Source organism: Limnohabitans sp. TEGF005 (genome assembly GCF_055394835.1).
The window spans coordinates 633246-657667 of sequence record NZ_AP029226.1; the positions used below are offsets into that span (position 1 = coordinate 633246).

Sequence of the window (24422 nt, forward strand, 5' to 3'; positions counted from 1 at the left end):
AGACCACAGCCTTTGTGAGCCATTCTGATAAACCCGGCTCGGCATTGGGTCTTGCCTCCATTGGCCTGTTGCTGAGCGCAAAAGCCGGAAAACAAAAAAGCGCCCGAGAGGGCGCTTTTAAGGTGTGAGGTCTGGCGGAAGCGGTGAGATTCGAACTCACGGACCCTTTCGAGTCGCCGGTTTTCAAGACCGGTGCAATCGACCACTCTGCCACGCTTCCTTGGGGGCAGATTGTAACGGCTTAAAACCTTGAATCTGGCGTTGATGGGGGTCCAAGAGGTTCAGGCGTGCTTCAGCATGCCCCTTTTTTCAATAAACGCCACGACTTCGGCCAGGCCCGCTTGTGTTTTTAAGTTGGTCATGACCCATGGCCGTGTTTCGGGGTTTGGGCGCATGCGGGCGGTGTCGGCCCGCATCACATCCAAGGAAGCGCCCACATGGGGAGCCAAGTCGGTTTTGTTGATCACAAACAAGTCGCTCTTGGTGATGCCGGGGCCGCCTTTGCGTGGGATTTTTTCGCCTGCAGCCACGTCGATCACGTAAATCGTGAGGTCGCTCAACTCTGGGCTGAATGTGGCGGCCAGGTTGTCTCCCCCGCTTTCAATGAAGACCACATCGGCGTTGGGAAACTTTTCCAGCATGCGGTCAATCGCTTCGAGGTTGATGGAGGCGTCTTCGCGGATGGCCGTGTGTGGGCAGCCACCAGTCTCCACGCCCATGATGCGTTCAGCGGGCAGGGCGCCGCTTTCGGTCAGCAGCCTTTGGTCTTCCTTGGTGTAGATGTCGTTGGTGATGGCAATCAGGTCCCAGCGCTCGCGCATGTTTTTGCAGAGCATTTCGAGCAGTGTGGTTTTGCCAGAGCCCACAGGCCCGCCAATGCCCACGCGCAGGGGCGGCAGTTTTTGGGTGCGGTTGGGGATGTGGTGCAAGGGCGTATTCATGATCTGAAGATCCTGGAGTATTGGGTTTCGTGGCGGGCCGACAAAATGGCCAGCATGGGGCTGAAAGCTTGGCGATCTTCGTCGCTCAAGTGCATGGCGGTTTGCACCGCCACAGGGATTTCACGGGCCAGCCTGGCCAACATGCGTTGGCCTGCGCTTTGGCCCAGAGGCACTGCTTTGAGGGCGGCTTGGGTCATGTTTTCGGCCCAACCAAAGGCGCAGGCTTGCAGGGCCTGATCCAGCGGTGCATGAGACAACGACAGCGCCAAGGCCATGGCCAGCGGGTAGGTGGGTGGCAATTGAGCGCAACACGCCAGTTGCGACGGGCTGGCTTGCTGCAGGTTGCGCAGCCAGTCCAGCAATGAGCGCCCCATTTGTTCGGTTTGCAGGCGCATCTCGGCGGTTTCGCGGGTGGCCATGACCCAGTCGTTCAGGGCTTGCAGTCGGGCGGTGTCACCGCTTTGCCAAGCGGGGATGGCTTGAGCAAGCACGGCCATGTCGCCGCGCGACTGCGTCAGATGCAGTTGGTCGACCAACCAGTCCGTGCCACTGTGCTCATCGTGTACCAAGCCTTGTTCAATGGCCGCTTCGAGCCCTTCGGAATACGAAAAGCCCCCAATCGGCAGCGCAGGGGACGCGAGCCAGATCAGTTGCAGCAGGCCCGAAGGCGCTGTGTCAGTGTTCATGCTTGCAGTCGGGGCCGTGTGTATGCGGTTGGGATGTGTCGCTTTGATCGTGCGAATGCCCACCGTGGTCGCCATAAGCGCCGCTTTCTGGTTCAAACGACTCTGTGACTTGCACCACGGTCATGTGCATGGCCCGCAGCATGTCGGCCAGCACATGGTCGGGCTCGATCTTCAGATGGTCCGGTTTCAGCTCGATCGGGACATGGCGGTTGCCCAAGTGGTACGCCGCGCGAGTCAGGTCGAACGGGCTGCCGTGCTCGGTGCAGGCGGTGATGCGCAGCACGGTTTGCGGCGCCGCCTCCACACGGACCAGCGAACCGTCTTCGGCCACCAGCACATCGCCGCCGCGCACCACGGTGCCTCGGGGCAAGAAGATGCCCAGCTGGCGCTGGCTGCTGTCCACCGCGTCAAAGCGGCTTTTTTGGCGGGTGTCCCAGTCCAGTGTGATGGTGCTGGCCCGCTTGACCAGCACGCTGGCCAGGCCACGGCCTTGGGGCATGAGTTTGGAACAAGTGATCATCAGAATAAAAAGTAGCGTTGCGTCATGGGCAAGCTGGTGGCGGGTTCACACACCAGCAGTTGGCCGTCGGCCCGCACCGCATAGGTCTGTGCATCGACTTCCATGCGGGGGGCGTAGTCATTGTGGACCATGTCTTTTTTGCCCACCTTGCGGATGTTTTTCACAGCCGACAAAGTTTTTTGAAGGCCATAACGCGCACCGATGCCCGCTTGCCAACCCGCCTGCGAGACAAAGGTCAGCGAGCCCCGAGTCAGTGCACCGCCAAAGCTGCCAAACATGGGCCGGTAATGCACCGGCTGCGGGGTGGGAATCGACGCGTTTGGGTCGCCCATGGCGGCCAGTGCGATGAAGCCGCCCTTCATGACGATGGCGGGTTTGACGCCAAAGAAGGCCGGCTTCCAGATCACCAGGTCGGCCCACTTGCCCACCTCGATGCTGCCCACTTCGTGGCTCATGCCGTGTGCGATGGCGGGGTTGATCGTGTACTTGGCGATGTAGCGTTTCACGCGGGCGTTGTCATGGCGATCTGTGTCGCCGGGCAAGCTGCCGCGCTGCTGCTTCATCTTGTGTGCGGTCTGCCAGGTGCGGATGATGACCTCGCCCACCCGGCCCATGGCCTGGCTGTCGCTGCTCATCATGCTGATGGCCCCCAAATCGTGCAGGATGTCTTCGGCTGCAATCGTTTCCTTGCGGATGCGGCTTTCGGCAAAGGCCAGGTCTTCGGCGATGGCCGGGTCCAGGTGGTGGCAAACCATCAGCATGTCCACATGCTCGTCCAGGGTGTTGATGGTGTATGGCCGTGTGGGGTTGGTAGAAGAGGGCAGCACATTGGCTTCGCCCACCACTTTCAAAATGTCGGGTGCGTGCCCGCCGCCCGCACCTTCGGTGTGAAAGGTGTGGATGGTGCGGCCCTTGAAGGCGGCCACCGTGTCTTCGACAAAGCCCGACTCGTTGAGCGTGTCGGTGTGGATGGCCACTTGCGTGTCGGTGGCTTCGGCCACGCTCAGGCAGTTGTCAATCGCTGCGGGCGTGGTGCCCCAGTCTTCGTGCAGCTTCAGGCCAATGGCGCCCGCATTGATTTGTTCGTGCAGCGCCGCAGGCAAAGTGGCATTGCCTTTGCCCAAAAAACCCAGGTTCATCGGAAAGGCGTCAGCCGCCTGCATCATGCGTTCGATGTTGAAAGGGCCGGGCGTGCAGGTGGTGGCAAAGGTGCCGGTGGCCGGGCCCGTGCCGCCGCCCAGCATGGTGGTCACGCCGCTGGCCAGCGCTTCGTCTATTTGCTGGGGCGCTATGAAGTGGATGTGGCTGTCGATGCCGCCTGCCGTCACGATCAGGCCTTCGCAGCTGATGATCTCGGTGCCAGGGCCAATGACGATGTCCACGCCCGGTTGGGTGTCTGGGTTGCCCGCCTTGCCAATGGCGGCGATGCGGTTGCCCTTGAGGCCAATATCGGCTTTGACGATGCCCCAATGGTCGACGATGAGCGCATTGGTCAGCACGCAATCCATCGCGCCCTCGGCATTGGTGCGTTGCGATTGCGACATGCCATCGCGGATCGTCTTGCCGCCACCAAATTTCACCTCTTCGCCGTAGCCACCTGCCAGCAAGGTGAAGTCTTTTTCGACCTCGATGAGCAAGGCCGTATCGGCCAGGCGAACCCGGTCGCCCTCGGTGGGGCCGAACATTTCGGCGTAAGCGCGTTTGTCGATGTGGGCCATGTCAGTTGCCTTTCGCATGCGTGGTGTCGAGTGCACCGTTGGTCAGGCCTCTGAAGCCGTACACCACGCGGTCACCGGCGTAGTCCACCAGCTCCACGGTGCGTTGTTGGCCCGGCTCAAAGCGCACGGCGGTGCCCGATGTGATGTTCAGGCGCATGCCTTGTGCGGCGGTGCGGTCGAATTTCAAGCCTGCATTGGTTTCGGCAAAGTGGTAGTGCGAGCCCACTTGAATCGGACGGTCGCTGGCGTTTTGCACCACCAGCGTGCAGGTGCGGCGGCCCACGTTCAGCGCATGCTGACCGGGGTCAATCAAAAGTTCTCCAGGCGTCATGTCGGGCTCACTTTTTGCCGAAGTAAAACGCCACCGCCACCAAGGCGGCAGCGACCACAAAACCGAGTGCATCGGTGGCGTGCCAATGGGTGCTGCCCAGGCCATGGCCCTCGTGAGCCCAAGCGGTGTTGCCCAGGTTGGACAGTGCGAGGCCAAGTGTCAAAGTGAATTTTTTCATGTGTGATTCCTGGGGTTCAAACAATGGGTTGGTGCACGGTCACCAATTTGGTGCCGTCTGGAAAAGTGGCTTCGACTTGGATGTCGGGGATCATTTCGGCGATGCCGTCCATCACGTCTGCCCGCGTCAAAACGCTACGGCCTTCGCTCATGAGTTGCGCCACAGTCTTGCCGTCCCGTGCGCCTTCCATGACGGCGGCACTGATCAGCGCAATGGCTTCGGGGTAGTTCAGTTTGAGGCCGCGTGCTTTGCGGCGCTCGGCCAAAAGGCCTGCTGTGAAGATCAGCAGCTTGTCTTTTTCGCGAGGGGTGAGTTCCATTTTGGTGCGCTCTGGTTGAATTGGTGCATTGGATGATTTCAATGTAGCAAAGAGCGTGCCCCTTTATAGGGAGCCACTCAATTCCTAGGGAAACGGCAGTCCTGTTGGCGGGCGTCAGGGCATTTGCGTGGGTTGGCACGGTGATTGCAAGAGCAGGTTCAGCGTTGCAAGTCTCCGCGTGTTTGAAAACCTACTTTCCTGATTGGAGTGATCTCATGATGAACCGTCGTGGCAATCTCAAAGCCCTCGCAACTGCCGCAGCCTTGGTGGCGGGCAGTTTGACTTTCTCGGTCCAGGCACTGGCCGCTGACACCATCAAGGTGGGCGTGTTGCACAGCTTGTCGGGCACCATGGCCATTTCTGAAACCGTGTTGAAAGACACCGTGCTCATGGCCATCGACGAGATCAACGCCAAGGGCGGTGTGCTCGGCAAAAAGCTTGAGCCTGTGATTGTTGACCCCGCTTCCAACTGGCCTTTGTTTGCTGAAAAAACCAAGCAGTTGCTCGGTCAAGACAAGGTCTCGGTGATCTTCGGCTGCTGGACTTCGGTGTCGCGCAAGTCGGTGCTGCCGGTGGTGGAAGAAATGAACGGCTTGCTGTTTTACCCCGTGCAGTACGAAGGTGAAGAGCTGTCGAAAAACGTGTTCTACACCGGTGCTGCGCCCAACCAGCAAGCCATTCCTGCAGTCGACTACCTGATGAGCAAAGAAGGCGGCGCAGCCAAGCGCTGGGTCTTGCTGGGCACCGACTATGTGTACCCCCGCACCACCAACAAAATCTTGCGCGCGTACCTCAAGTCCAAAGGCGTGGCTGACAAAGACATCGACGAAAAATACACCCCGTTTGGCCACAGCGATTACCAAACCATCGTGGCCGATGTGAAGAAATTCTCAGCCGGTGGCAAGACCGCCGTGGTCTCCACCATCAACGGTGACTCCAACGTGCCTTTCTACAAAGAGCTGGGCAATGCGGGCCTGAAAGCCAAAGACGTGCCGGTGGTCGCTTTCTCGGTGGGTGAAGAAGAGCTGCGCGGCGTGGACACCAAGCCTTTGGTCGGTCACCTGGCGGCATGGAACTATTTCATGTCCATCAAGAACCCGGCCAACGACGAGTTCACCAAAAAGTGGGCGGCTTATGCCAAGGCCAAAAACATCGCCGGTCACAAAGACAAGCCATTGACGAACGACCCGATGGAGGCGACTTACATCGGCATCAACATGTGGAAGCAAGCGGTTGAAAAAGCCAAGTCGACTGACACCGACAAAGTGATCGCAGCCATGGCGGGTCAGACCTTCAAAGCGCCCAGCGGCATCACCAGCAAGATGGACGAGAAAAACCACCACCTGCACAAGTCGGTGTTCATCGGCGAGATCAAGGCCGACGGTCAGTTCAACGTGGTGTGGAAGACACCTGGCCCGGTCAAAGCCAAGCCATGGAGCCCTTACATCCCCGGCAACGACGTCAAGCCTGACGAACCTGCCAAGAAGTGATGGGTTTGAAGGTCATTCCCGCGCAGGCGGGAATCCATGACAGTCAACGAGATGGATCCCCGCATTCGCGGGGATGACACGACACTTGTCATTCATGAGTTTGATGAACAAACTGTCATTCCCGCGCACGCGGGAATCCATTTCATGCCCAAGATTGCCTTGGCGAGCAGCTGCTGAACATGAGATGAGAAAAATGAAAAGATGGATTGTGAAAGGCGCGTTGATCGCCAGCGCGGTGTGGGGCCTGTCGGCCGCGCAAGCCCTGACGATGGACGAAGCCCTTGCCATGGCGACCGGAGAGAGCGATGCCCGCGTAGAAGCTTTGGCACAAGCGGTGGCGCAAGGCGATGACAAAACCGCCGCGTATTTGCAGGCGCTGGCCGACGATGTGGTCAAGATCGCCAAAGACCAGGTGCTGGTCGTGCGCGATGGCCAGGGCACAGATCCTGTGACAGGCCAGTCTGTCACCGTGCCCGCAGACGCCGAAGATGTGATGTTGAACAACCGCCTGCGTGGCGAGATCGACACAGCGCTGGCTGCCCTCAAGTTGTTCAGCGCCGATGTCAAGGTGCGCCGTCTGGCGGCCTTATCACTGCTCAAAGAGCCTGATGCCAGTCGCAAGCCTTTGCTGGAAAAAGCGCTGGCGGCTGAAAAAGATGCCACTGTGCAAAGCCTGGTGCGCCAGGCCCGTGCGGCTGCGCTGCTCAACAGCGATGCACCGAACGACCGTTTGCTGGCCGCTCGTGAGCTGGCCGACAGCAAACAGCCAGAGACCTTGTTGTTGCTCAACCAGCGCCTGGCTGATGAGCAAGAGCCTTCGGTCAAGAAACAAATTCAGACTTCGTTGGCCGCTGTGCAAGAAAGTTTGCGCTGGGGCGAGCGCTTGGGCGCGCTTTTCACGGGTGCCAGCCTGGGCTCGATCTTGTTGCTGGTGGCACTGGGGCTGGCCATCACGTATGGCCTGATGGGCGTGATCAACATGGCGCATGGCGAGCTGATGATGATTGGTGCCTACGCCACCTATGTGGTGCAAGCCTTGTTTCGGGATTACCTGCCCGCCGCGTTTGACGCTTACTTGGCGGTCGCTATTCCGGTGGCGTTCATCACCTCGGCCTTGGTGGGGGCGGTGATGGAGCGCACCGTGCTCAAGCATTTGTACGGCCGCCCTTTGGAAACTTTGCTGGCCACCTGGGGCATCAGCCTGGTGCTGATGCAAGGCGTGCGCAGCTTGTTTGGTGCGCAAAACGTGGGCGTCGAAAACCCTTCTTGGATGAGCGGCTCGCTGCAGTTGCTGCCCAACCTGCAATTGCCTTGGAACCGTGTGTTGATCATTGTGTTTGCCGCCGCCGTGCTGGTGGGCATGGCGCTGTTGATTGGCAAAACGCGTTTGGGCCTGTTTGTGCGTGGCGTCACGCAAAACCGCCCCATGGCTTCGTGCATGGGCGTCAACACCGCCCGCATCGACACCTATGCCTTTGCCTTGGGTTCGGGCATTGCCGGTTTGGCCGGTTGCGCTTTGAGTCAGGTGGGCAACGTCGGCCCTGATTTGGGCCAAAGCTACATCGTGGACTCGTTCATGGTGGTGGTGCTGGGCGGGGTGGGCCAATTGGCTGGCACCGTGTATGCCGCGCTGGGCCTGGGCCTGGTCAACAAGTTGCTCGAAGGCTGGACCGGCGCTGTGCTGGCCAAAATCTGCGTGCTGGTGTTCATCATCATCTTCATCCAGAAGCGCCCTCAAGGCATCTTCGCGATGAAGGGTCGCAGTGCTGAAGCGTGAATATGAGCATGAATATGACGTCATTTAAATTACCGACTCCTGCGCCCCTGTTGGGGCGCAAAGCCTGGATGGCTTTCTTGCTGGCGCTGATCGTTGTGGGCTTTTTGGCCCCGGTGCTCAATTTGTGGGTGCCTGCAGGCAACCCCTTGCATCTGAGCGACTTTGCGGTATCGCTGATTGGCAAGATCATGTGCTACGCCATTTGCGCCTTGGCCATGGACCTGATCTGGGGCTACACCGGCATTTTGTCGCTGGGCCACGGACTGTTCTTCGCTTTAGGTGGCTACGTCATGGGCATGTACCTGATGCGTCAGATCGGCCAAGACGGCAACTACAAAAGTGACTTGCCCGACTTCATGGTCTTTTTGGACTGGAAAGAACTGCCTTGGCACTGGATGCTGTCGGACAGCTTTGTGGCCACACTGATTTTGGTGGTGTTGGTGCCAGGCTTCATCGCCTTTGTGTTTGGCTATTTCGCCTTCCGTTCGCGCATCAAAGGGGTGTACTTTTCCATCATCACCCAGGCCATGACCTATGCGGCGATGCTGCTGTTTTTCCGCAATGAAACCGGCTTTGGTGGCAACAACGGCTTCACCGACTTCAAGCGCATTCTGGACCTGCCGATCGCCACCCCCCACATGCGCATGAGCTTGTTTGTCATCACAGGTGTCACCTTGCTGGGTTTCTATCTGTTCTCGCGCTGGCTGGTGGGCAGCAAATATGGCCGCGTGCTGCAAGCCATTCGCGATGCCGAAACGCGGGTCATGTTTTCGGGCTATTCGCCACTGCCTTACAAGCTGAGCATTTGGGTGATCTCGGCTGTGATGTGCGGCATTGCAGGGGCCTTGTATGTGCCGCAGGTCGGCATCATCAACCCCGGTGAAATGAGCGCGGCCAACTCCATCGAGATGGCGGTGTGGGCCGCAGTCGGAGGGCGTGGCACTTTGATCGGACCGATCGTGGGCGCGTTTTTGGTCAACGGGGCCAAAAGCTGGCTCACCGTGACCGCGCCAGAATTTTGGCTGTACTTTTTAGGGGCGCTCTTCATTGCTGTGACTTTGTACCTGCCGCAAGGCGTGGTGGGGCTGGTGGCCAAATTCAAGAACAAGAAAGGCGGTGCTGCATGACCCCCGATCTGTTGAAACAAGGCGCGCAGCGCATTGCCCAGTCGGCGCAACAGCGTGTGGAGTCCACCGAGTCGGGTGGCCGAGCTGCCGGTTATGGCCGTGTGCTGCAAGACGCCAAAGAGGTGGATGTGACGCATGGCCGCATCTTGTACCTCGAGGATGTGAGCGTGAGCTTTGATGGCTTCAAGGCCATCAACAAGCTGTCACTCGACATTGCACCCGGTGAGCTGCGCTGCATCATTGGCCCCAATGGCGCTGGCAAAACCACCATGATGGACATCATCACGGGCAAGACCCGGCCTGACGAGGGCACGGTGTTTTTTGGCAGCACCATTGATTTGCTGCGCCACAACGAACCCGAGATTGCCCAGCTGGGCATTGGTCGCAAGTTCCAAAAGCCTACGGTGTTTGAGCATCTGAGCGTGTTTGAAAACCTCGAGCTGGCGCTGAAAACGCCCAAAGGCGTGAAGGCCTCGATGTTCTTCAAGCTCGACTCACGCCAGAGCGATCGCTTGGCCGAAGTGCTGCACACCATCCACCTCGCTGACAGTGTGCGGGTGCAAGCGGGAACACTCAGCCATGGTCAAAAACAGTGGCTCGAGATTGGCATGCTGCTCATGCAAGACCCCAAGTTGCTGCTGCTGGACGAACCCGTGGCCGGTATGACCGACCACGAAACAGAGCGCACCGCCGAGTTGTTTTTGACCCTGAAGGGCAAACATTCGCTGATGGTGGTGGAGCACGACATGGGCTTTATTCGGACCATCTCGGACATCGTCACCGTGCTGTGCGATGGCTCGGTGCTGGCCCAGGGCACGCTCGATCAAGTGCAGGCCGATGAGCGGGTGATTGAGGTTTATTTGGGGCGCTGATCAGGACGAGTCATCCCAGACTTGATCCGGGAACCATGTCCGATTCACCCGTACCGAACAAGTTGGTGCAAACACATCAAACAGAGAAAACATGCTGACAGTCCAAAACATTCACCAATACTACGGCGGCTCCCACATCCTTCGCGATGTGAGCCTGTCTGCCGAGCAGGGGCAAGTCACCGTCTTGCTGGGCCGCAACGGCGTCGGTAAAACCACCTTGCTCAAATCGCTCATGGGCCTGGTGCCGATCAAAAGCGGCAGCGTCACGCTGGCTGGGCAAGACATCACACAGGCAAAACCCTACGAACGTGCGGCGGCCGGTATTGGCTATGTGCCGCAGGGTCGAGAAATTTTTGCCCGTTTGACGGTCGAAGACAACCTGCGCATGGGCTTGGCCACGCAAGCGGGTGGCACGCCTATCCCGCCTGAGTTGTTTGAACTGTTCCCAGTGCTCAAGCAAATGCTGCACCGCCGCGGTGGTGACCTCTCAGGCGGTCAGCAACAGCAACTGGCCATTGCCCGCGCTTTGGCAGCCAAGCCGCGTTTGCTGATTCTGGACGAGCCCACCGAAGGCATTCAACCCAGCATCATCAAAGACATTGGCCGTGTGATTCGCCAACTGGCCGACGTGGGCCTGCAAGGCCAGCGCATGGCGGTGCTGCTGTGCGAGCAGTACTACGACTTTGCCGAGGAACTGGCCGACCAGTATTTGGTGATGGACCGCGGCGAGGTGATTGCCCGAGGCCCAGGCAGCGAGATGAAGGAAAAGAGCATTCAGCAGTTGGTGGCGATTTGAGGGGGCTTCTGCGTTGGCGGGGTGAAAAAAGAGAACAGATTGGAAAAGGTGACCGATAAGCAGCGGGTGACGTCTTCTACTTCTGCGGTTCAACCGACTGTCCTCGGCCAGAACCGGAAACTCAGGTGAGCCGAGCTGGATTGGGCGGTCAGGCCTCTTCGATACGGTATGGATCAAGCTATACAAATACAGTAGCTATAAACTGTTGCTTCGAATAAAAAGGACAAGACATGGCAAAGCTACACGATTTCGCTTCGTCGATTATCTGGACTGGAAACCGTGGAGAAGGAACCCGCGCTTACAAAGCTTACGACCGGACTTGGGATATTGCTTTGCCTGGTAAGGACATCATTCATTGTTCGAATGATCCTCTCCTTGGTGGTGATCCAGCCAAAATGAATCCTGAAGACCTCTTGATTTCGGCGTTGTCCGCATGTCACATGCTTTGGTATTTACACCTTGCAAGCAATGCTGGGATCGTTGTGACAGGCTACCGTGATGATCCGATTGGCCATGGCGAGACTTTGCCGAATGGGGCAGGACGGTTTCTTGCTGCAGTTCTCCGGCCCAAAATTTCGGTGCAAGAAGGCGCAGATTTGGGACTCGCTGGCGAACTTCACCATAAAGTTCATGACTTTTGCTTTATTGCTCGATCAGTTAATTTCCCCGTGAGCTATGAGCCAACTTTCAATGTAGTCGCTCGATAAGCCTTTACGAATAACGCCTTTCAACGTCTGTAACGGGTATGACGCTGCAATACGTCAGGCCTGATACGAAGGTTCGCTCCCAGCCTAGACCTGTCGGTGTGGTCATCACGTCAAAGGCCTGCTGCTGGCCTGCCGCAGCTATCGCGGCAAACTTGGCGTGGCAGTCGACGCACTTTTTGCGACTGATGCTCGATAACTCGTCAATTACTGCGCTGTTTGGACCCAGTTCTCTGCTTGCAGCGCAGGCACCCGTGCGAACTCGCCCATGTTGTTCGTCACCAGCACCAGGCCTTCGCTGCGGGCGTGCGCTGCAATGTGCATGTCGTTCACACCGATAGGCTGGCCGATTTTTTCCAAGGCGGCGCGAATGGCGCCGTAATGCTGCGCGGCCTTGGGGCCATAGGGCAGAACGGCTAGGCGACTGCAAAAGTCCTCGATCGCGGCCAAGTTCCCGCTCACGCGGCTGCTTTTCTCCGCACCGTGCAAGAGTTCGGCGAGGGTAATGGAGGAAATCGCCATGCGGCTGGCGTTGGCATTGAAGGTGGAAAGCACCTCGACGGGTCGCCGCTTCAACACGTAGATGACGATGTTGGTGTCCAGCAGGTAACGCAACATCAGAGCGCCTCCCGCTCCGGCTGGTGCTGGGTGGCGCGCTCGGGCAGGAAGTCGTCGCTCACTGTGGGACCACCGAGAAAGAAGCTGTCCCATGTTTGGCCTAGAGGGGCGATGATGCGCTCGTTGCCATTGACGCGTATCTCGACCTTTTGGACGCCCTCGGGCAGTCGCACGTCCAAAGGGAGACGAACGGCCTGGGTACGGTTGTTGACGAAAACAGTGCCGATGGACATGGTGACCCCCTTAAAGAAACGTATATGGCAATTGTATATAGCCCCGTCCGCGGTCGGCAAGGGGGCTGTTCTAGGGTTGAACCGTCAAGGATTTCTTGACGGTTGCTTTTCTCCGACGTCTGGTGAGCGGTCAATGCCGGTCATTCGGCAATCACAGATTCCACAACCTTGGCACGTTCCCCGCCAATCCCCACATCTCCTGACGCCACGCGGCCCACACTTGCCGCAGCAGTTGCATGGCTGGCTCGGTCACGGGGGACAGCACGCGCAGCACGATGATTTGTTTGTGGGGCGATGTCGCACCCGCCGTCAAGCGCAGGGATGAGGCTTCGATCAGCTCGCGTGCGCAGGCGAGGGCGCGATCTGCGCGTTCAGCCGCGATGGCGCTGCCTGCCGCAAACACCAGCGTGGCCATGCAGCGCTGGCCTGCCAGACCGAGTGGGCTGTCCATCAATCGGGTGTCGGTGGCGTTCAGGGTGCCGCGCTCTAGCCAGATCGGACCCTTCGGGCCGGGGATTTCCAAATGTTGGCGAAATGTGCCTTGTGCAAAAGGCAAGTCGGCGGCGGGCAGGCCCAGCGCGGTGATGTCCCAGGTCATCATTTCTGCGCCGGGTGCCAGATCGAACACGGCGCGGTTGAGCGCATCGCAGCCGTTGTAGGCAATCGCCTCCAAGGGTAGCCATTCCAGCCGAGCACCGCCTTCCACACGGGCATGCACTTGCTGCGTGGCCAAGCCCGCATCCGACCGGTAAAAGCGTGTGGCCCCCGGCGTGGTGACCAGGCCATGGGCACCTGCGCCCACGGTGACGTGCATGTCGAGGGTGTCGCCGCCCACCAGGCCGCTGGGTGGGTGCACCAGCACGTTGTGGCAGACCGCATCGCCTTCGGGGTAAAGGCTTTGCAAAATGCGCAGCGGGCCTTGGTGCAGGTAGCGGGCCACGCTGCGCTCAGACTCCAGGGTGTAGTCGAGGTTGAGGCTGGCGTGCCAGGTCATGTGTGAGCCGGTGGCATGTTGCGCGGTGTCCGCTGCGCCGGGGCGATCTTCATTCGCCTTGCGAGCCGCGGTGCGCCCAGCCGGTGGTGTGTTTTTCGATGGCGCTGAACAGTTCGTACATGATCATGGCCATGGCCCCCACCACCACCAAACCCGAAAACGCCAGGCCCATCTGCATGGCCGAACCGGCCGAGATCAGCAGGTAGCCAATGCCTTCGTTCGAGGCGGTCATCTCCGACACGGTGGTGCCCACAAAGGCCAAGGTGATGGCCACTTTGAGCGAGCCGTAAAAGTAGGGCATGGAGCGGGGCAGGCCGACTTTGACCAGCACGTCCCAGCGCTTGGCACCCAGCACGCGCAGCACGTCTTCCAGTTCAGGCTCCAGCGTGGCCAAACCCGTGGCGATGTTCACCATGATCGGAAAAAAGCTGATGAGGAACGCTGTGAGGATGGCGGGGCCGATGCCGATGCCAAACCACACCACCAAGATCGGCACAAACGCCGCTTTGGGCAGCGCGTTGAAAGCGGTCATGAGCGGGTAGACGGCGGCATAGGCCAGGCGCGAGCTGCCGATCACAAATCCCAGCAGCACCCCCACCACGATGGCGATGCCAAAACCCACCATGGTGACCCAGTAGGTTCGCCAGGCATGGCCCGCGATCACATCGCGGTATTCGACGGTTTGCTCGGCAATGCGCCAGGGGCTGGGGAACACGAATTCCGACACATTGAAGACGCGGCACAAGCCTTCCCAGATCAACAGGGTCAGCACCAGCAAGATCCAGGGGGACCAGCTTTCGAGGGATTTTTTGTTCATGGGGGCTCCCGCTTATTGGTTGATCGCCGCACCGGTCTTGCGCATGGCACCGATGTGGCCGCGCAGCTCGTGCACGATGTTGGTGAATTCGGGGGTGTAGGTGATCTCCAGATCACGCGGGCGTGGCAGATCGATCTCGCGTTTGACGACAAAGCGGCCGGGGCTCTTGCTCATCACATACACCGTGTCGGCCAGAAACACCGATTCGCGCAGGTCGTGCGTGACCAGGATGACGTTGAATTTTTGCTCGGTCCACAGGTCGCGCAAGATGCACCAGAGTTCTTCGCGTGTGAAGGCATCGAGCGCGCCAAAGGGCTCGTCGAGCAGCAGCATTTTGGGTTCGTGGATCAGGGCCCGGCAGATGCTGGCGCGTTGCTGCATACCGCCCGACAGTTGCCAAGGAAACTTGTCTTCGTAGCCACCCAGGCCCACCGTGTTGAGCAGCTTGCGGGCACGTTCAACGTATTCGGCCTTCTTTTGCTTGAAGTTGGAGCGGTAGGGCTCGACGATTTCGAGCGGCAAGAGCACGTTGTCGAGCGTGGTGCGCCAAGGCAGCAATGACGAAGCCTGAAACGCCATGCCGCTGATCTTGAGCGGGCCGGTCACGGCTTGTCCATCCACATGGATGGTGCCTTTGCTGGGCATTTTCAGGCCCGTGGTCAGCTTCATGAAGGTCGATTTGCCGCAGCCCGATGGGCCGACGATGGCGATGAACTCGCCTTGCTTGACCTGCAGGTTGATGTCTTCTACCGCGAAGTGGTTTTGTGCCAACAACTCGTCGTTGTAGGCCAGCCAGACATTCTGGAAATCGACGAATGCGTCTTGTGACATGGTGAAAACTCTGAAATGGTGTTCGAAAGTGTATACAGGCAGCATCCTGTAAAAGCCCACCACAACCACAAAGGTTGAAGTGGGCTCAAGTCAGTGCCGGGTGTATTTGCCAGGCGCTTTATTTTTTGGGCTTGGGCAGAATGTCCAGCTCTTTGGCCGTGGGCAGGAACGAACCGTTCCAGATGTCGTCCACTTTCACGCGGGTCTTGGTGTTGAAGGCGTCGGACACTTGCGAGGCCATGAGGGTCAGGCGTGGGCCATTGATTTGGCCAAAGCCTTCAGCACGGGCCGATGGGCTGTTGATCACGGTGTCAATGGCCAATTGCAGGCGGCGTGTTTCCAGGGCCACGTTGATGATGCCGTCGCGGGCTTTGACCGACTCAATGGCTTTGGCTGGGTCGGTGATCACGTCTTTGGCCCCTTTGGTGAAGGCGCTCAGGAAGGCTTTCACGGCGGCTGGGTTTTCCTTCAGGATCTTGGGCGAGGCGATGATCGCGTTGCCATAGAGCTTCACGCCAAAGTCAGGGTACTGCATGACCACCACGTCTTCGGCTTTCACGCCACGCGCTTCGATGTTCAGCAGCGAGGTGAAGGTGAAACCCGTGATGGCGTCCACATCGCCGCGCACCAGCATGGTTTCGCGCAGAGGTGGGTCCATCGCGGTCCAGGCCACGTTGCCAATGCCGTTGGCTTTCTGGAAGATGGGGAAGGCGCGGCGGCCAGCGTCAAACACGGGGGCACCGAGCTTTTTGCCCGCCAGGTCAGCCGGGGTCTTGATGCCGGATTTCTTCAGGGCCATGACCGAAGCGGGGGTGTTGTTGTAGACCATCATGATGGCCACAGGCTTGTTGGGCGCGTCGGGGTTGTTGGCGTGAAACTCCATCAACGCGGCCAGATCGGCAAAGCCCAGGTCGTATGTGCCCGAAGCCACGCGGGTGACCGCGCCACCCGAACCGTTGCCTGAGTCCACAGTCACGTCGAGCTTGGCATCCTTGAAATAGCCCTTGGCTGCAGGTTGCAAAAAGAACGCGGCAGGGCCTTCAAAACGCCAGTCCAGCTGAAATTTGATGGGGGTTGTTTGGGCTTGGGCGGTGCCAAAAGCGGCAGCAGCAGCCAACACGGCGGTGGCTTTGAGTAAGAAACGCTTGTTCATGAGGGGCTCCAGGGTCAAATAAACGGTGAATCTTGTCTAGCAAAATCGGTGCCATTATCGACCATGGGTCTGACGGCTCATGTCAGGTCCATCCCCTAGAAATCCTCATTTTTGGTGCAGCTTGGCTGGGGCTGTGCACCAAATTGGCGTTTTGGTGGTGTGCCCACTCATAAAGTCATGGACCCCCGATCCAGTCGGGGGTGACAAAGCCAGAAGTCAAGGCCCCCCGATCTGGTCGGGTGTGACAAAGCCAGAAGTCAAGGCCCCCCGATCTGGTCGGGGGTGACAAAGCCAGAAGTCATGGACCCCCGATCCGGTCGGGGTGACAAGTGTGTTGTCATGCCCGGCTTGACCGGGTATCCATGTCTTCTTTTGCCCTGGTTCAGTGCGCCTCGGCTTGCTTGGCGGCCTCGATCGCGTCGCGGTTGTCACCGCTGGCGCCATTGAAGAACAGGTTCAAAGCCACTGCGCTGAGGGACGCCAGCAAGATGCCCGACTCGATCAACGGGTGCAGGCCATGCGGCATCCACTGTTTGAAGTTGGGAGCGATCAGCGGGATCATGCCGATGCCGATCGAAATCGCCACGATCATCGCGTTGAAGCGGTTGTTCTTGAAGTCCACATTGCCCAGGATGCGGATGCCAGTGGCCGCCACCATGCCGAACATCACCAGACCCGCGCCGCCCAGCACCACGGTGGGCAGCGATTCGATCAGCGCAGCCATTTTGGGCAAGAGGCCCAAGGCCACCAAAATCAAGCCACCGGCCACACAGACAAAACGGCTTTTCACGCCCGTCACCGCCACCAAGCCCACGTTTTGCGAGAAGCTGGTGTAGGGGAAGGTATTGAAAATGCCGCCGATCAGCGTGCCCAGGCCATCGGTGCGCAGACCGCGTGTGAGCGCGGCTTGGTCGACCTTTTTGTCGGTCATTTCGCCCAAGGCCAAAAACATGCCGGTCGACTCGATCATCACCACAATCATGACCAGGGTCATGGTCAGGATCAGCACCGGCTCAAACACCGGCATGCCGAAGTGGAACGGCATGATCACGTCAAACCAGGCAGCTTTGCCCACTTTGTCGAAGTTCATCAGGCCCATGGCTGTGGCCACCACGCCGCCGATCACGATGCCCAACAGCACCGAGATGTTGGCCAGAAAGCCTTTGGCAAAACGCGAGATCAGCATGATGGACACCAGCACCAAAGCCGCAATGCTCACGCCAGTCAGGTCGGCGTATTTGGGGTTGGGCATCTTGGGCAAGAGCGCCAGGTCTTTGGGAATGGCGGGCAACACGGAACCCGGTGCGCTGGCAGCTGCCGCTGCCGCATCAAGCCATTGTTTGTGCTCGGGCGTCACGATGCTGGGCGCAGTGGGGCCAAAGGGGTTGCCAAAAATCCAGTTGATGCCGATGCGCATCAAGCTGATGCCGATCACGGCAATGATGGTGCCGGTGACCACAGGCGGGAAGAAGCGCAACAAGCGGCTCACCAGTGGCGCGATCAGGATCGAGATGATGCCCGCCCCAATGATGGAGCCGAAGATCAGCTGTGCCCCCAGCTCGCCCGGGTTGGCGTTGGCCATGGCCACCATGGGCGCTACCGACGCGAACGTCACGCCCATCATCACGGGCAGGCGAATGCCAAACCACTGTGTGGCACCCAGCGACTGGATCAGGGTGACCAAGCCGCAGCAAAACAGGTCAGCCGAAATCAGGTAAGCCACGTCTTGCGGGCTGAGCTTGAGGGCGCGGCCCACGATCAGGGGCACGGCCACAGCACCGGCGTACATCACCAGCACATGTTGCAGGCCCAAAGCGGCGAGCTTGCCATTGGGCAAATGCTCGTCCACGGGGTGGATGGTTGAACTCATGGAGGTGTCTCCTGGAAAGTAAACAGAGGGAAAACCGCAAAGAGGCTAAATGTGTGCTTCTTTGTGTTTCAAACTGTATACAAAAAATCCAGGGCTGACCTCAGGGATTACCCAGGTGCTGCAAAACAGCTTGTAGGCGTGCCCCAAATGATCAAGATCAAATTCAACCAGGGCGTCGGGTCAGATACTTGAACCCGTCACCGTCGAAAGCCTTTCGAGGGTCTTCACACAAGGTTTTGACATGAAAAATACCCATCCGATCGATCGCTGGCTGCGTCTGGCATTGGCCATTGGCTTGGCTCAATGGGCTTATTTTTGGTTGACGTCGGCCGCTCAATGGCCGGTTTATGCCGTGGCGGCGATTCTGGGGGGCACGGCTTTGCTTCAGTTTTGTCCGGTGTACCGTTGGTTGGGCGTAAGCACTGCAAGCCGTTCATCGGGTGAGGTGGGCATGGCGTGGAAAGCCTTGGGATGGGCCGCTTTGCTGGCCTTGCTGGTCGGTGGCAGCTATGGCAGTGCGGCCTTTAGCCGAAAACTCTTTCTTGAAGAGTTCAACGCCATGAACCATTTTTACAAGCAAACCCTGTTCTTGACGGGCAAGAATGAGCGGGAAAAGGCCAACGCCGACTATGACCGCTTGATGCCCGCGTGGCTTGCATTTCAGTCAAAGTACACAAAATATCGCCCCTATGCGTTGCGCACTGACACCCAATTGAGCGCCGATCTCGTGTCGGTGCAGGCCATGCTGTCCGGCGTTGAGCCAGCGGTTCGCAGCGGCGATCTGCATCAAGCCCATTTGGATCTGGAAAAGGTGCGCCCTGTGTTTCAGGACATGCTCAAGCGCAATGGCTTCTCTTTGTTGTCAGTGGCTTTGGTCGATTTTCACGACAACATGGAGCAGATGCTCGATGCGGCACAAGCCCGAGACGTTCAGAAAATCATCCAGCTTTATCCCGCCGTCAGTGACAAACTTCGACAAGTTGAAGAGCAAGCCAACGATGCCGAAATTCAGGCCATTCGTCAGCACCTGGATGCGTTGATGGCGATGGCGCAAGCAGACAAGCGCGATGGCTTGTCAGGCCAGGCCGACAAGCTCAAGAGCAGCTTCGTGAAGGTGTACCTTCAACGTGGTTGATGGCGAGCGGGTGACGCAGCCGGGCTGACTTCAGCGCTGGCCATCAGACCCATCAGGCCAGCAAATCCAGCAAGGTCCGCGCAATCACTTTGGTGGCGCGGCGCAGGTCTTCTAGCTGCACATGCTCGTCTGAGCGCTTGGCGTTGGACTCGCGCACGGTGCGCGGGCCTGCGCCATAGATCACGCCGGGGATGCCGCGTTCCACGTACAGGCGCACGTCGGTGTACAGCGGCGTGCCCACCGCGGGGATGGCTTCGCCAAAGAGTTCGCCACCGTGCTTTTGGATCGCGTCGACCATTGGCTGGTTGCCCGCCAAGGGCTTCATGGCGTTGGCCAGCAGCATGCGGCGCACATCCACTTTGAGTTCTTGGCCGCCGCGTGGGGGCTTGAAGCTGGCGGCCGCGTCGGCAATGGTCTGGCGGATGCTGGCTTCGACTTCGGCCGGGTTTTCTTCGGGGATCATGCGGCGGTCGAGTTTGAAGACGACCTTGCCGGGCACCACATTGGTGTTGGTGCCGCCACTGATCTGGCCCACGTTCAGGTAGGGGTGTGTGATGCCCTCTACCTGTGACGTGACTTTTAAATACTGGGTGTTCAGCGCGTGCAGTGCGTTCAAGATGTGCACCGCGCCTTGCAGTGCATCGGTGCCGCTGTCGGGGATGGCGGCGTGCGCCATCTCGCCTTGCACCGTCACTTCCATTTGCAGGCAGCCGTTGTGCGCGGTGACCACCTGGTAGCTGAAGCCTGCGGCAATCATCAAATCGGGCTGGGTCAAACCCTTGGCCAGCAGCCAGCCGGGGCCCATTTCGCCGCCAAACTCTTCGTCGTACGTGAAGTGCAGTTCCACGCCGCCTTTGAGTGGGGCTTTCAGTGATTCGAGTGCCCGCGTGGCAAAGGTGAAGGTGGAAAAGTCGCACTTGCTCACGGCAGTGGCGCGGCCATACATCGCGCCGTTGTGAATCTCGCCGCCGTAGGGTGGGTAAGTCCAGCCTTCGCCGGGGGGCACCACGTCGCCGTGGGCGTTCAGCGCAATGGTTTTGCCCTCGCCATACTTCCGGCGCACGATCAGGTTGGTGATCGACTCCAGCCCATAGGCTTTGACTTCGGAGGCAGGAACAGGGTGTTTTTCGGCCTCAAAGCCCATCGGCTTGAGCAGTTCGGCAGTGCGCTCGGCATGAGGCGCGTTGTTGCCAGGCGGGGTGTCGGTGGGCACTTGCACCAGCGCCTGCAAAAACTGCACCTGTTCGTCAAAGTGCGCGTCGATCCAGGTGTCGAGTTGTTGGTATTGTTGGGCTGTAGCGCTCATGACAGTTCCTGAGAGAGTTGGTTCAAAACATGGGTGAAAGCGTCGACGCACAGCTGCATGTCGCAGCTGGTGGTCGATTCGAGCGGGTTGTGGCTGATGCCTGCGTTTTCGCCGCGCACAAACAACATGGCTTGCGGCATGACTTCGTGCAGCTTCATGGCGTCGTGGCCCGCGCCGCTGGGCAGCTTGAAAAGCGGCACACCCAGGGCGCTTACGGCACGTTCCCAGCGGGCTTGCCACTCGGGGGCGCTGGGCGCAGCGGCAGCGCTCATGGTGCGTTCGGCGCTGTAGCGCACGCTGCGACGCTCGCTGATGGCGTGCAGTTGGGCCATCACGTCGGCGACCAGCGCATCGCGCTGTGCGTCGGTGGGGGCGCGCATGTCCAGGCTGAAGGTGCAGCGTCCCGGCACCACGTTGATCGAGCCGTTGGGCACATTCAGCTGGCCGATGGTGGCCACCGAGTCGCCGTCTTGGGCCGCACGTTGCTCCATGTAAAGCGCCAGTTCGGCCACGGCGCAGGCCGCGTCGCGGCGGCGGTCCATGGGGGTGGTGCCTGCGTGGCTGGCGGTGCCAATGATTTCGCACAGGTAGCGCTCGCTGCCGTTGATCGAGGTGACCACGCCCAGCGGGATATTTACTTCGTTGAGCACCGGGCCTTGCTCGATGTGCACTTCGACAAAGCCCAGGTACTGCGCCGGGTCGCGCTGGATTTTGGGAATGTCTTCCACACACAGGCCCGCGTGCTGCATGGCCGCGCGCATGGTGATGCCGTCGGCATCTTGTTGCGCCAGCCATTCGGGCTTGAAGTCACCGATCAAGGCACCAGAGCCCAAGAACGTGGCCTTGTAGCGTTGGCCTTCTTCTTCAGAAAAGGCCACCACCTCGATGCCAAAGGGCAGACGTTTCCCCTGGTGGTGCAGCTGCTGCACACAGGCCATGGGCACAAAGATGCCCAGGCGGCCATCGTATTTGCCGCCGTTGCGCACGGTGTCGTAGTGGCTGCCAGTCAGCAGGTATTTGCCGCCAGATGTGGCGGGGTGGTAACGGCCCACCACGTTGCCCACAGCGTCGGTGTGTACCTCGTCAAAGCCGCAGTCGCGCATGTTTTGCGTGATGCGCTGGGCACACGCCCGGTGCGCATCGGTCAGGTAAGTGACGGTGAGTTGGCCCAGCTCGGCAAAGCCGGTGTCTGAATGTTGGGCCAGTTTTTCTTGCCAGTCCCAGACCTGGTGGCCGAGGGTGGGCTCGAAGTCAAACTTGTCGTTCAGGCGAATTTCAACGATGCGGTGGATGTTGCGCAGGCACTCTTGCAATTCGAAGTCGGGGTGGCCGTGCAGGCGGCGCTCAAACGCGTCGATGATCTGCCGTTTGTTGTAGCCCACCCCCCGCGGGCCGCGCACCGCCAAGATGAAGGGCCAGCCAAACTTGGCGTTGTAGTCGGCGTTGAGCTGTTGGATTTGGGCGAACTCTTGGGGCGTGCAGTCGGTCAGACCCGCCTTGGTTTGTTCGTTCGTGGATTCTGCCGTGAGCGTTTTGCTGACCATGGCCTTGCCCGCCAGTTCCGGGTGGGCACGGATGAGGCCGAGCTGCGCCTCGCGCCCAGCGTGGGCCAAGACCTCGCACATGGCGTGTTTCAGATGCGCCAGCGATGTGAAGGGGCGCTCGTTCAGCGCCTGCTCGGCGATCCAGGGCGAGTGCTCATACAGGCCGTCGAGCATTTGCGCCGCCTCTTCACGGCTGGCGTTATTGAGTTGTTCCAACGTGATGGGCATGGTCAATCCTTGTAGGGGTGTGTGGCTTTCCAGTGCCGTGCGATGTCGATGCGCCTCGCCACCCACACTTTGTCGTGCGACTGGATGTGGTCCAAAAAGCGTTGCAGTGCGGTGATGCGTCCGGGGCGTCCCAGCAGGCGGCAGTGCATGCCGATGCTCATCATCTTGGGCGCGTTGTCGCCGTTCGGGTCCCCTTCGGCATAGAGCGCGTCAAAGGTGTCTTTCATGTATTGAAAGAAGGGATCGGCATGCGAATAACCCTGCGGCAGCGCGAAGCGCATGTCGTTGCAGTCCAGGGTGTAGGGCACGATCAACTGTGGCGCATCGCTGCCGTCGCTTTTGCGTACCTTCATCCAGAAGGGCAGGTCGTCGCCGTAGTAGTCGCTGTCGTATTCAAAGCCGTCAAAGTCGGCCACTAGGCGGCGCGTGTTGGGGCTGTCGCGGCCGGTGTACCAGCCCAGTGGCCGCTCGCCTGTGAGTTCTTGCAAAATGTTCATGGCCTCGGCCATGTGGGCGCGTTCGGTGGCCTCGTCGATGTGCTGGTAGTGGATCCACTTGAGGCCGTGGCAGGCGATGTCGTAGCCCAGCTCTTTGAAGGCGGCGGTCACGTCGTCGTGCTTTTGCAATGCAGTGGCCACGCCAAACACCGTGAGCGGCAGGCCGCGTTTTTCGAACTCACGCAGGATGCGCCACACGCCCGCCCGCGAGCCGTATTCGTAGATGCCTTCCATGCTGATGTGACGCTCAGGGAAGGATGCAGGGTTGAACATCTCGGACAAAAACTGTTCGGAGCCCGCATCGCCATGCAGTACCGAGTTTTCACCGCCTTCTTCGTAGTTCAAGACAAACTGCACCGCCACGCGTGCGCCGCCCGGCCATTGTGCGTGTGGCACATGGCGGCCATAGCCCTTGAGGTCGCGGGGGTAGGGGAGGGTCGAGTCGTAAGTGCTCATGGTCGTTTTGTGGCTTCAGGCCAGGGCCAAAGAAATGTCGTGCGTCGGTACTTTGCGGTCGAAGGTCAGGCTTTCCTCGACATGCAGCAGGTGTTCGTGCATCAAGCGCACGGCCAGGTCAGCGTTACGGGCTTCGAGGGCGCCCACGATGTCCGCATGTTCGTCGGTGGAGTGTTCGGCCTCGTTGCGTGACTGGTACATCAATGTGATCAAGGCGCAGCGCGAGATCAGCTCGCCCAGCACCTGGGCCAGCACATCGTTGTGCATCAACTCGGCCATGCGCACATGAAAGTCGCCCAGTAACTCGGTGCGGCCCGTGATGTCGCCCTGTGTCACGGCTTCGCGTTCTTGTTTGATGTGTTCCTTGAGGGCCACGATTTGTTCCGGCGTGACTTGCAGGACAAAGGCGCGGGTCATCTCAGCTTCCAGCATGCGGCGCACGGCAAACACCTGCTGCGCCTCTTCGACTGAAGGCGCCGCCACAAATGCGCCACGGGCCGGTTCGAGCTTGATCAACCTGTTTTGCGACAGTTGAAACAGCGCCTGCCTGACCAACGTGCGCGAGACGCCAAAGTGGTCAGCCAGCTTTTGCTCTGCCAACTTGGAGCCGGGCAGCAAGCGGTGCTCCACGATGGCGCGGGTCAGCGACTCGACAATGTGGTGCGTGGTGGAAGTTTCCATGTCTCGCGGTCCCTTTTCGGGTAATGACCCGGGTGTTTTGATGTCTGCGGCAGAAATGATAGCCACTAAAAGCAAAATTGTATACACTTCGGTCGACCGGTTTGGCGGGCTTTTTAAAGCCTTGCAAAAACCACCTTTTTGACCCCATTCAAAACAAGCGAGCAAGACCATGGGATTGAGCACTCACGTTCTGGACACGATGCACGGCTGCCCCGCCGCCGGTATGCAGGTTTCTCTTTTCACCACCCAAGGCGATCAGGCCACCTTGGTCAAAAGCTTCACGCTGAACAGCGACGGTCGCAACCCCGACGGCATGCTGTACGACCATGCCAGCCTGCGCAAAGGCACCTATCGCCTGGTCTTCAATGTGAGTGACTACTTCAAGTCCAAAGGCCTTGAACTGCCCGAACCCCACTTTTTGAACAAAGTCAGCCTGGACTTTGGCGTGGCCCACGAAGACCAGCACTACCATGTCCCACTGCTGGCCAGCCCATGGAGCTACTCGACCTATCGAGGCTCCTGAATTAATTGGGATCTGACCCTGATTGATTTTGGGATCTGACCCCGATTAACGATTGATGATTGATTTGCCCCCGATTG

The 24422-nt window shown here is 59.3% G+C and carries 26 protein-coding genes and 1 tRNA gene; 8 read left to right on the forward strand and 19 right to left on the reverse strand.

Features of this window, described 5'->3' with window-relative positions; all coding sequences use genetic code 11:
* Positions 1-132: 132 nt before the first annotated feature.
* The 8 genes from ACZ5RG_RS03025 to ureA all read right to left on the reverse strand — a co-directional run bounded on the left by ACZ5RG_RS03025 (position 133) and on the right by ureA (position 4693).
* A tRNA-Ser gene (locus ACZ5RG_RS03025) sits at positions 133-220 on the reverse strand.
* A 61-nt stretch (positions 221-281) separates the two neighbouring features.
* Positions 282-941, reverse strand: coding sequence for an urease accessory protein UreG (gene ureG / locus ACZ5RG_RS03030; RefSeq protein WP_298601490.1), 660 nt, complete (start codon positions 939-941; stop codon positions 282-284).
* Positions 938-1627, reverse strand: a complete 690-nt coding sequence (locus tag ACZ5RG_RS03035) for an urease accessory protein UreF (RefSeq protein WP_315234890.1) — start codon at positions 1625-1627, stop codon at positions 938-940. Before ACZ5RG_RS03035 ends, ureG begins: the two co-directional genes overlap by 4 nt.
* Positions 1617-2147 carry an urease accessory protein UreE gene (ureE, locus tag ACZ5RG_RS03040; RefSeq protein WP_315234892.1) on the reverse strand — a complete coding sequence of 177 codons (531 nt, stop codon included), beginning with the start codon at positions 2145-2147 and terminating at the stop codon, positions 1617-1619. The genes ACZ5RG_RS03035 and ureE overlap by 11 nt, the downstream gene beginning before the upstream one ends.
* Complete coding sequence (ureC, locus tag ACZ5RG_RS03045; protein ID WP_464447751.1) at positions 2147-3865, reverse strand: urease subunit alpha; 1719 nt, start codon at positions 3863-3865, stop codon at positions 2147-2149. The genes ureE and ureC overlap by 1 nt, the downstream gene beginning before the upstream one ends.
* Position 3866: 1 nt before the next feature.
* Positions 3867-4196 carry an urease subunit beta gene (locus tag ACZ5RG_RS03050; RefSeq protein ID WP_298599231.1) on the reverse strand — a complete coding sequence of 110 codons (330 nt, stop codon included), beginning with the start codon at positions 4194-4196 and terminating at the stop codon, positions 3867-3869.
* A gap of 7 nt (positions 4197-4203) precedes the next feature.
* On the reverse strand, positions 4204-4374 hold the full coding sequence (locus ACZ5RG_RS03055; RefSeq protein WP_298599228.1) for a hypothetical protein: 171 nt from the start codon (positions 4372-4374) through the stop codon (positions 4204-4206).
* Positions 4375-4390: 16 nt separating this feature from the next.
* Positions 4391-4693: an urease subunit gamma gene (ureA, locus tag ACZ5RG_RS03060; RefSeq protein ID WP_298599225.1), complete on the reverse strand. Its 303-nt coding sequence runs from the start codon at positions 4691-4693 to the stop codon at positions 4391-4393.
* Between the two features lie 218 nt (positions 4694-4911).
* On the opposite strand from ureA, the gene urtA reads away from it, so the two are divergent.
* The 6 genes from urtA to ACZ5RG_RS03090 all read left to right on the forward strand — a co-directional run bounded on the left by urtA (position 4912) and on the right by ACZ5RG_RS03090 (position 11462).
* The gene (urtA, locus tag ACZ5RG_RS03065) at positions 4912-6183 is read left to right on the forward strand and encodes an urea ABC transporter substrate-binding protein (protein WP_298599245.1); all 1272 of its coding nucleotides are present in this window, start codon (positions 4912-4914) and stop codon (positions 6181-6183) included.
* Between the two features lie 193 nt (positions 6184-6376).
* Positions 6377-7960, forward strand: a complete 1584-nt coding sequence (gene urtB, locus ACZ5RG_RS03070; RefSeq protein ID WP_464447752.1) for an urea ABC transporter permease subunit UrtB — start codon at positions 6377-6379, stop codon at positions 7958-7960.
* A gap of 14 nt (positions 7961-7974) precedes the next feature.
* Complete coding sequence (gene urtC, locus ACZ5RG_RS03075; protein ID WP_298599242.1) at positions 7975-9087, forward strand: urea ABC transporter permease subunit UrtC; 1113 nt, start codon at positions 7975-7977, stop codon at positions 9085-9087.
* Positions 9084-9959 carry an urea ABC transporter ATP-binding protein UrtD gene (gene urtD, locus ACZ5RG_RS03080; protein WP_298599221.1) on the forward strand — a complete coding sequence of 292 codons (876 nt, stop codon included), beginning with the start codon at positions 9084-9086 and terminating at the stop codon, positions 9957-9959. The genes urtC and urtD overlap by 4 nt, the downstream gene beginning before the upstream one ends.
* Before the next feature lie 91 nt (positions 9960-10050).
* Positions 10051-10755 (forward strand): urea ABC transporter ATP-binding subunit UrtE, encoded by a 705-nt coding sequence (urtE, locus tag ACZ5RG_RS03085; protein WP_298599219.1) that lies wholly within the window; start codon positions 10051-10053, stop codon positions 10753-10755.
* A gap of 230 nt (positions 10756-10985) precedes the next feature.
* A complete protein-coding gene (locus ACZ5RG_RS03090; protein ID WP_464447753.1) occupies positions 10986-11462 on the forward strand; it encodes an OsmC family protein in 477 nt (158 codons plus the stop codon).
* 204 nt (positions 11463-11666) lie between these two features.
* Here the strand turns inward: ACZ5RG_RS03090 and vapC are convergent, their stop codons facing one another.
* The 7 genes from vapC to ACZ5RG_RS03125 all read right to left on the reverse strand — a co-directional run bounded on the left by vapC (position 11667) and on the right by ACZ5RG_RS03125 (position 17975).
* The gene (vapC, locus tag ACZ5RG_RS03095; RefSeq protein WP_298599208.1) at positions 11667-12077 is read right to left on the reverse strand and encodes a type II toxin-antitoxin system tRNA(fMet)-specific endonuclease VapC; all 411 of its coding nucleotides are present in this window, start codon (positions 12075-12077) and stop codon (positions 11667-11669) included.
* Positions 12077-12310 (reverse strand): type II toxin-antitoxin system VapB family antitoxin, encoded by a 234-nt coding sequence (vapB, locus tag ACZ5RG_RS03100; protein WP_315234906.1) that lies wholly within the window; start codon positions 12308-12310, stop codon positions 12077-12079. The genes vapC and vapB overlap by 1 nt, the downstream gene beginning before the upstream one ends.
* Before the next feature lie 151 nt (positions 12311-12461).
* Complete coding sequence (locus tag ACZ5RG_RS03105; RefSeq protein WP_464447754.1) at positions 12462-13304, reverse strand: urease accessory protein UreD; 843 nt, start codon at positions 13302-13304, stop codon at positions 12462-12464.
* 49 nt (positions 13305-13353) lie between these two features.
* Entirely contained in the window at positions 13354-14121 is a 768-nt protein-coding gene (locus tag ACZ5RG_RS03110) for an ABC transporter permease (RefSeq protein WP_298599201.1), read from the reverse strand.
* A 12-nt stretch (positions 14122-14133) separates the two neighbouring features.
* Positions 14134-14952, reverse strand: coding sequence for an ABC transporter ATP-binding protein (locus ACZ5RG_RS03115; RefSeq protein ID WP_298599198.1), 819 nt, complete (start codon positions 14950-14952; stop codon positions 14134-14136).
* A gap of 118 nt (positions 14953-15070) precedes the next feature.
* Positions 15071-16105 carry an ABC transporter substrate-binding protein gene (locus ACZ5RG_RS03120; RefSeq protein ID WP_312259542.1) on the reverse strand — a complete coding sequence of 345 codons (1035 nt, stop codon included), beginning with the start codon at positions 16103-16105 and terminating at the stop codon, positions 15071-15073.
* Positions 16106-16487: 382 nt separating this feature from the next.
* Entirely contained in the window at positions 16488-17975 is a 1488-nt protein-coding gene (locus ACZ5RG_RS03125) for a nucleobase:cation symporter-2 family protein (protein WP_464447755.1), read from the reverse strand.
* Positions 17976-18216: 241 nt separating this feature from the next.
* On the opposite strand from ACZ5RG_RS03125, the gene ACZ5RG_RS03130 reads away from it, so the two are divergent.
* Positions 18217-19110 (forward strand): YgaP family membrane protein, encoded by an 894-nt coding sequence (locus ACZ5RG_RS03130; protein WP_312259541.1) that lies wholly within the window; start codon positions 18217-18219, stop codon positions 19108-19110.
* Between the two features lie 52 nt (positions 19111-19162).
* On the opposite strand, the gene ACZ5RG_RS03135 is transcribed toward ACZ5RG_RS03130, so the two are convergent.
* The 4 genes from ACZ5RG_RS03135 to ACZ5RG_RS03150 are packed head-to-tail and all read right to left on the reverse strand — an operon-like array spanning position 19163 to position 23822.
* Positions 19163-20416, reverse strand: a complete 1254-nt coding sequence (locus ACZ5RG_RS03135) for a M20 family metallopeptidase (RefSeq protein WP_315234913.1) — start codon at positions 20414-20416, stop codon at positions 19163-19165.
* The gene (gene uraD, locus ACZ5RG_RS03140; RefSeq protein ID WP_315234914.1) at positions 20413-22188 is read right to left on the reverse strand and encodes a 2-oxo-4-hydroxy-4-carboxy-5-ureidoimidazoline decarboxylase; all 1776 of its coding nucleotides are present in this window, start codon (positions 22186-22188) and stop codon (positions 20413-20415) included. The genes ACZ5RG_RS03135 and uraD overlap by 4 nt, the downstream gene beginning before the upstream one ends.
* A gap of 2 nt (positions 22189-22190) precedes the next feature.
* Entirely contained in the window at positions 22191-23141 is a 951-nt protein-coding gene (gene puuE / locus ACZ5RG_RS03145; protein ID WP_464447756.1) for an allantoinase PuuE, read from the reverse strand.
* Between the two features lie 15 nt (positions 23142-23156).
* Complete coding sequence (locus tag ACZ5RG_RS03150) at positions 23157-23822, reverse strand: GntR family transcriptional regulator (RefSeq protein ID WP_312259537.1); 666 nt, start codon at positions 23820-23822, stop codon at positions 23157-23159.
* 169 nt (positions 23823-23991) lie between these two features.
* Between ACZ5RG_RS03150 and uraH the strand changes: the two genes are divergently transcribed.
* Complete coding sequence (gene uraH, locus ACZ5RG_RS03155) at positions 23992-24345, forward strand: hydroxyisourate hydrolase (RefSeq protein ID WP_312259536.1); 354 nt, start codon at positions 23992-23994, stop codon at positions 24343-24345.
* Positions 24346-24422: the final 77 nt, after the last annotated feature.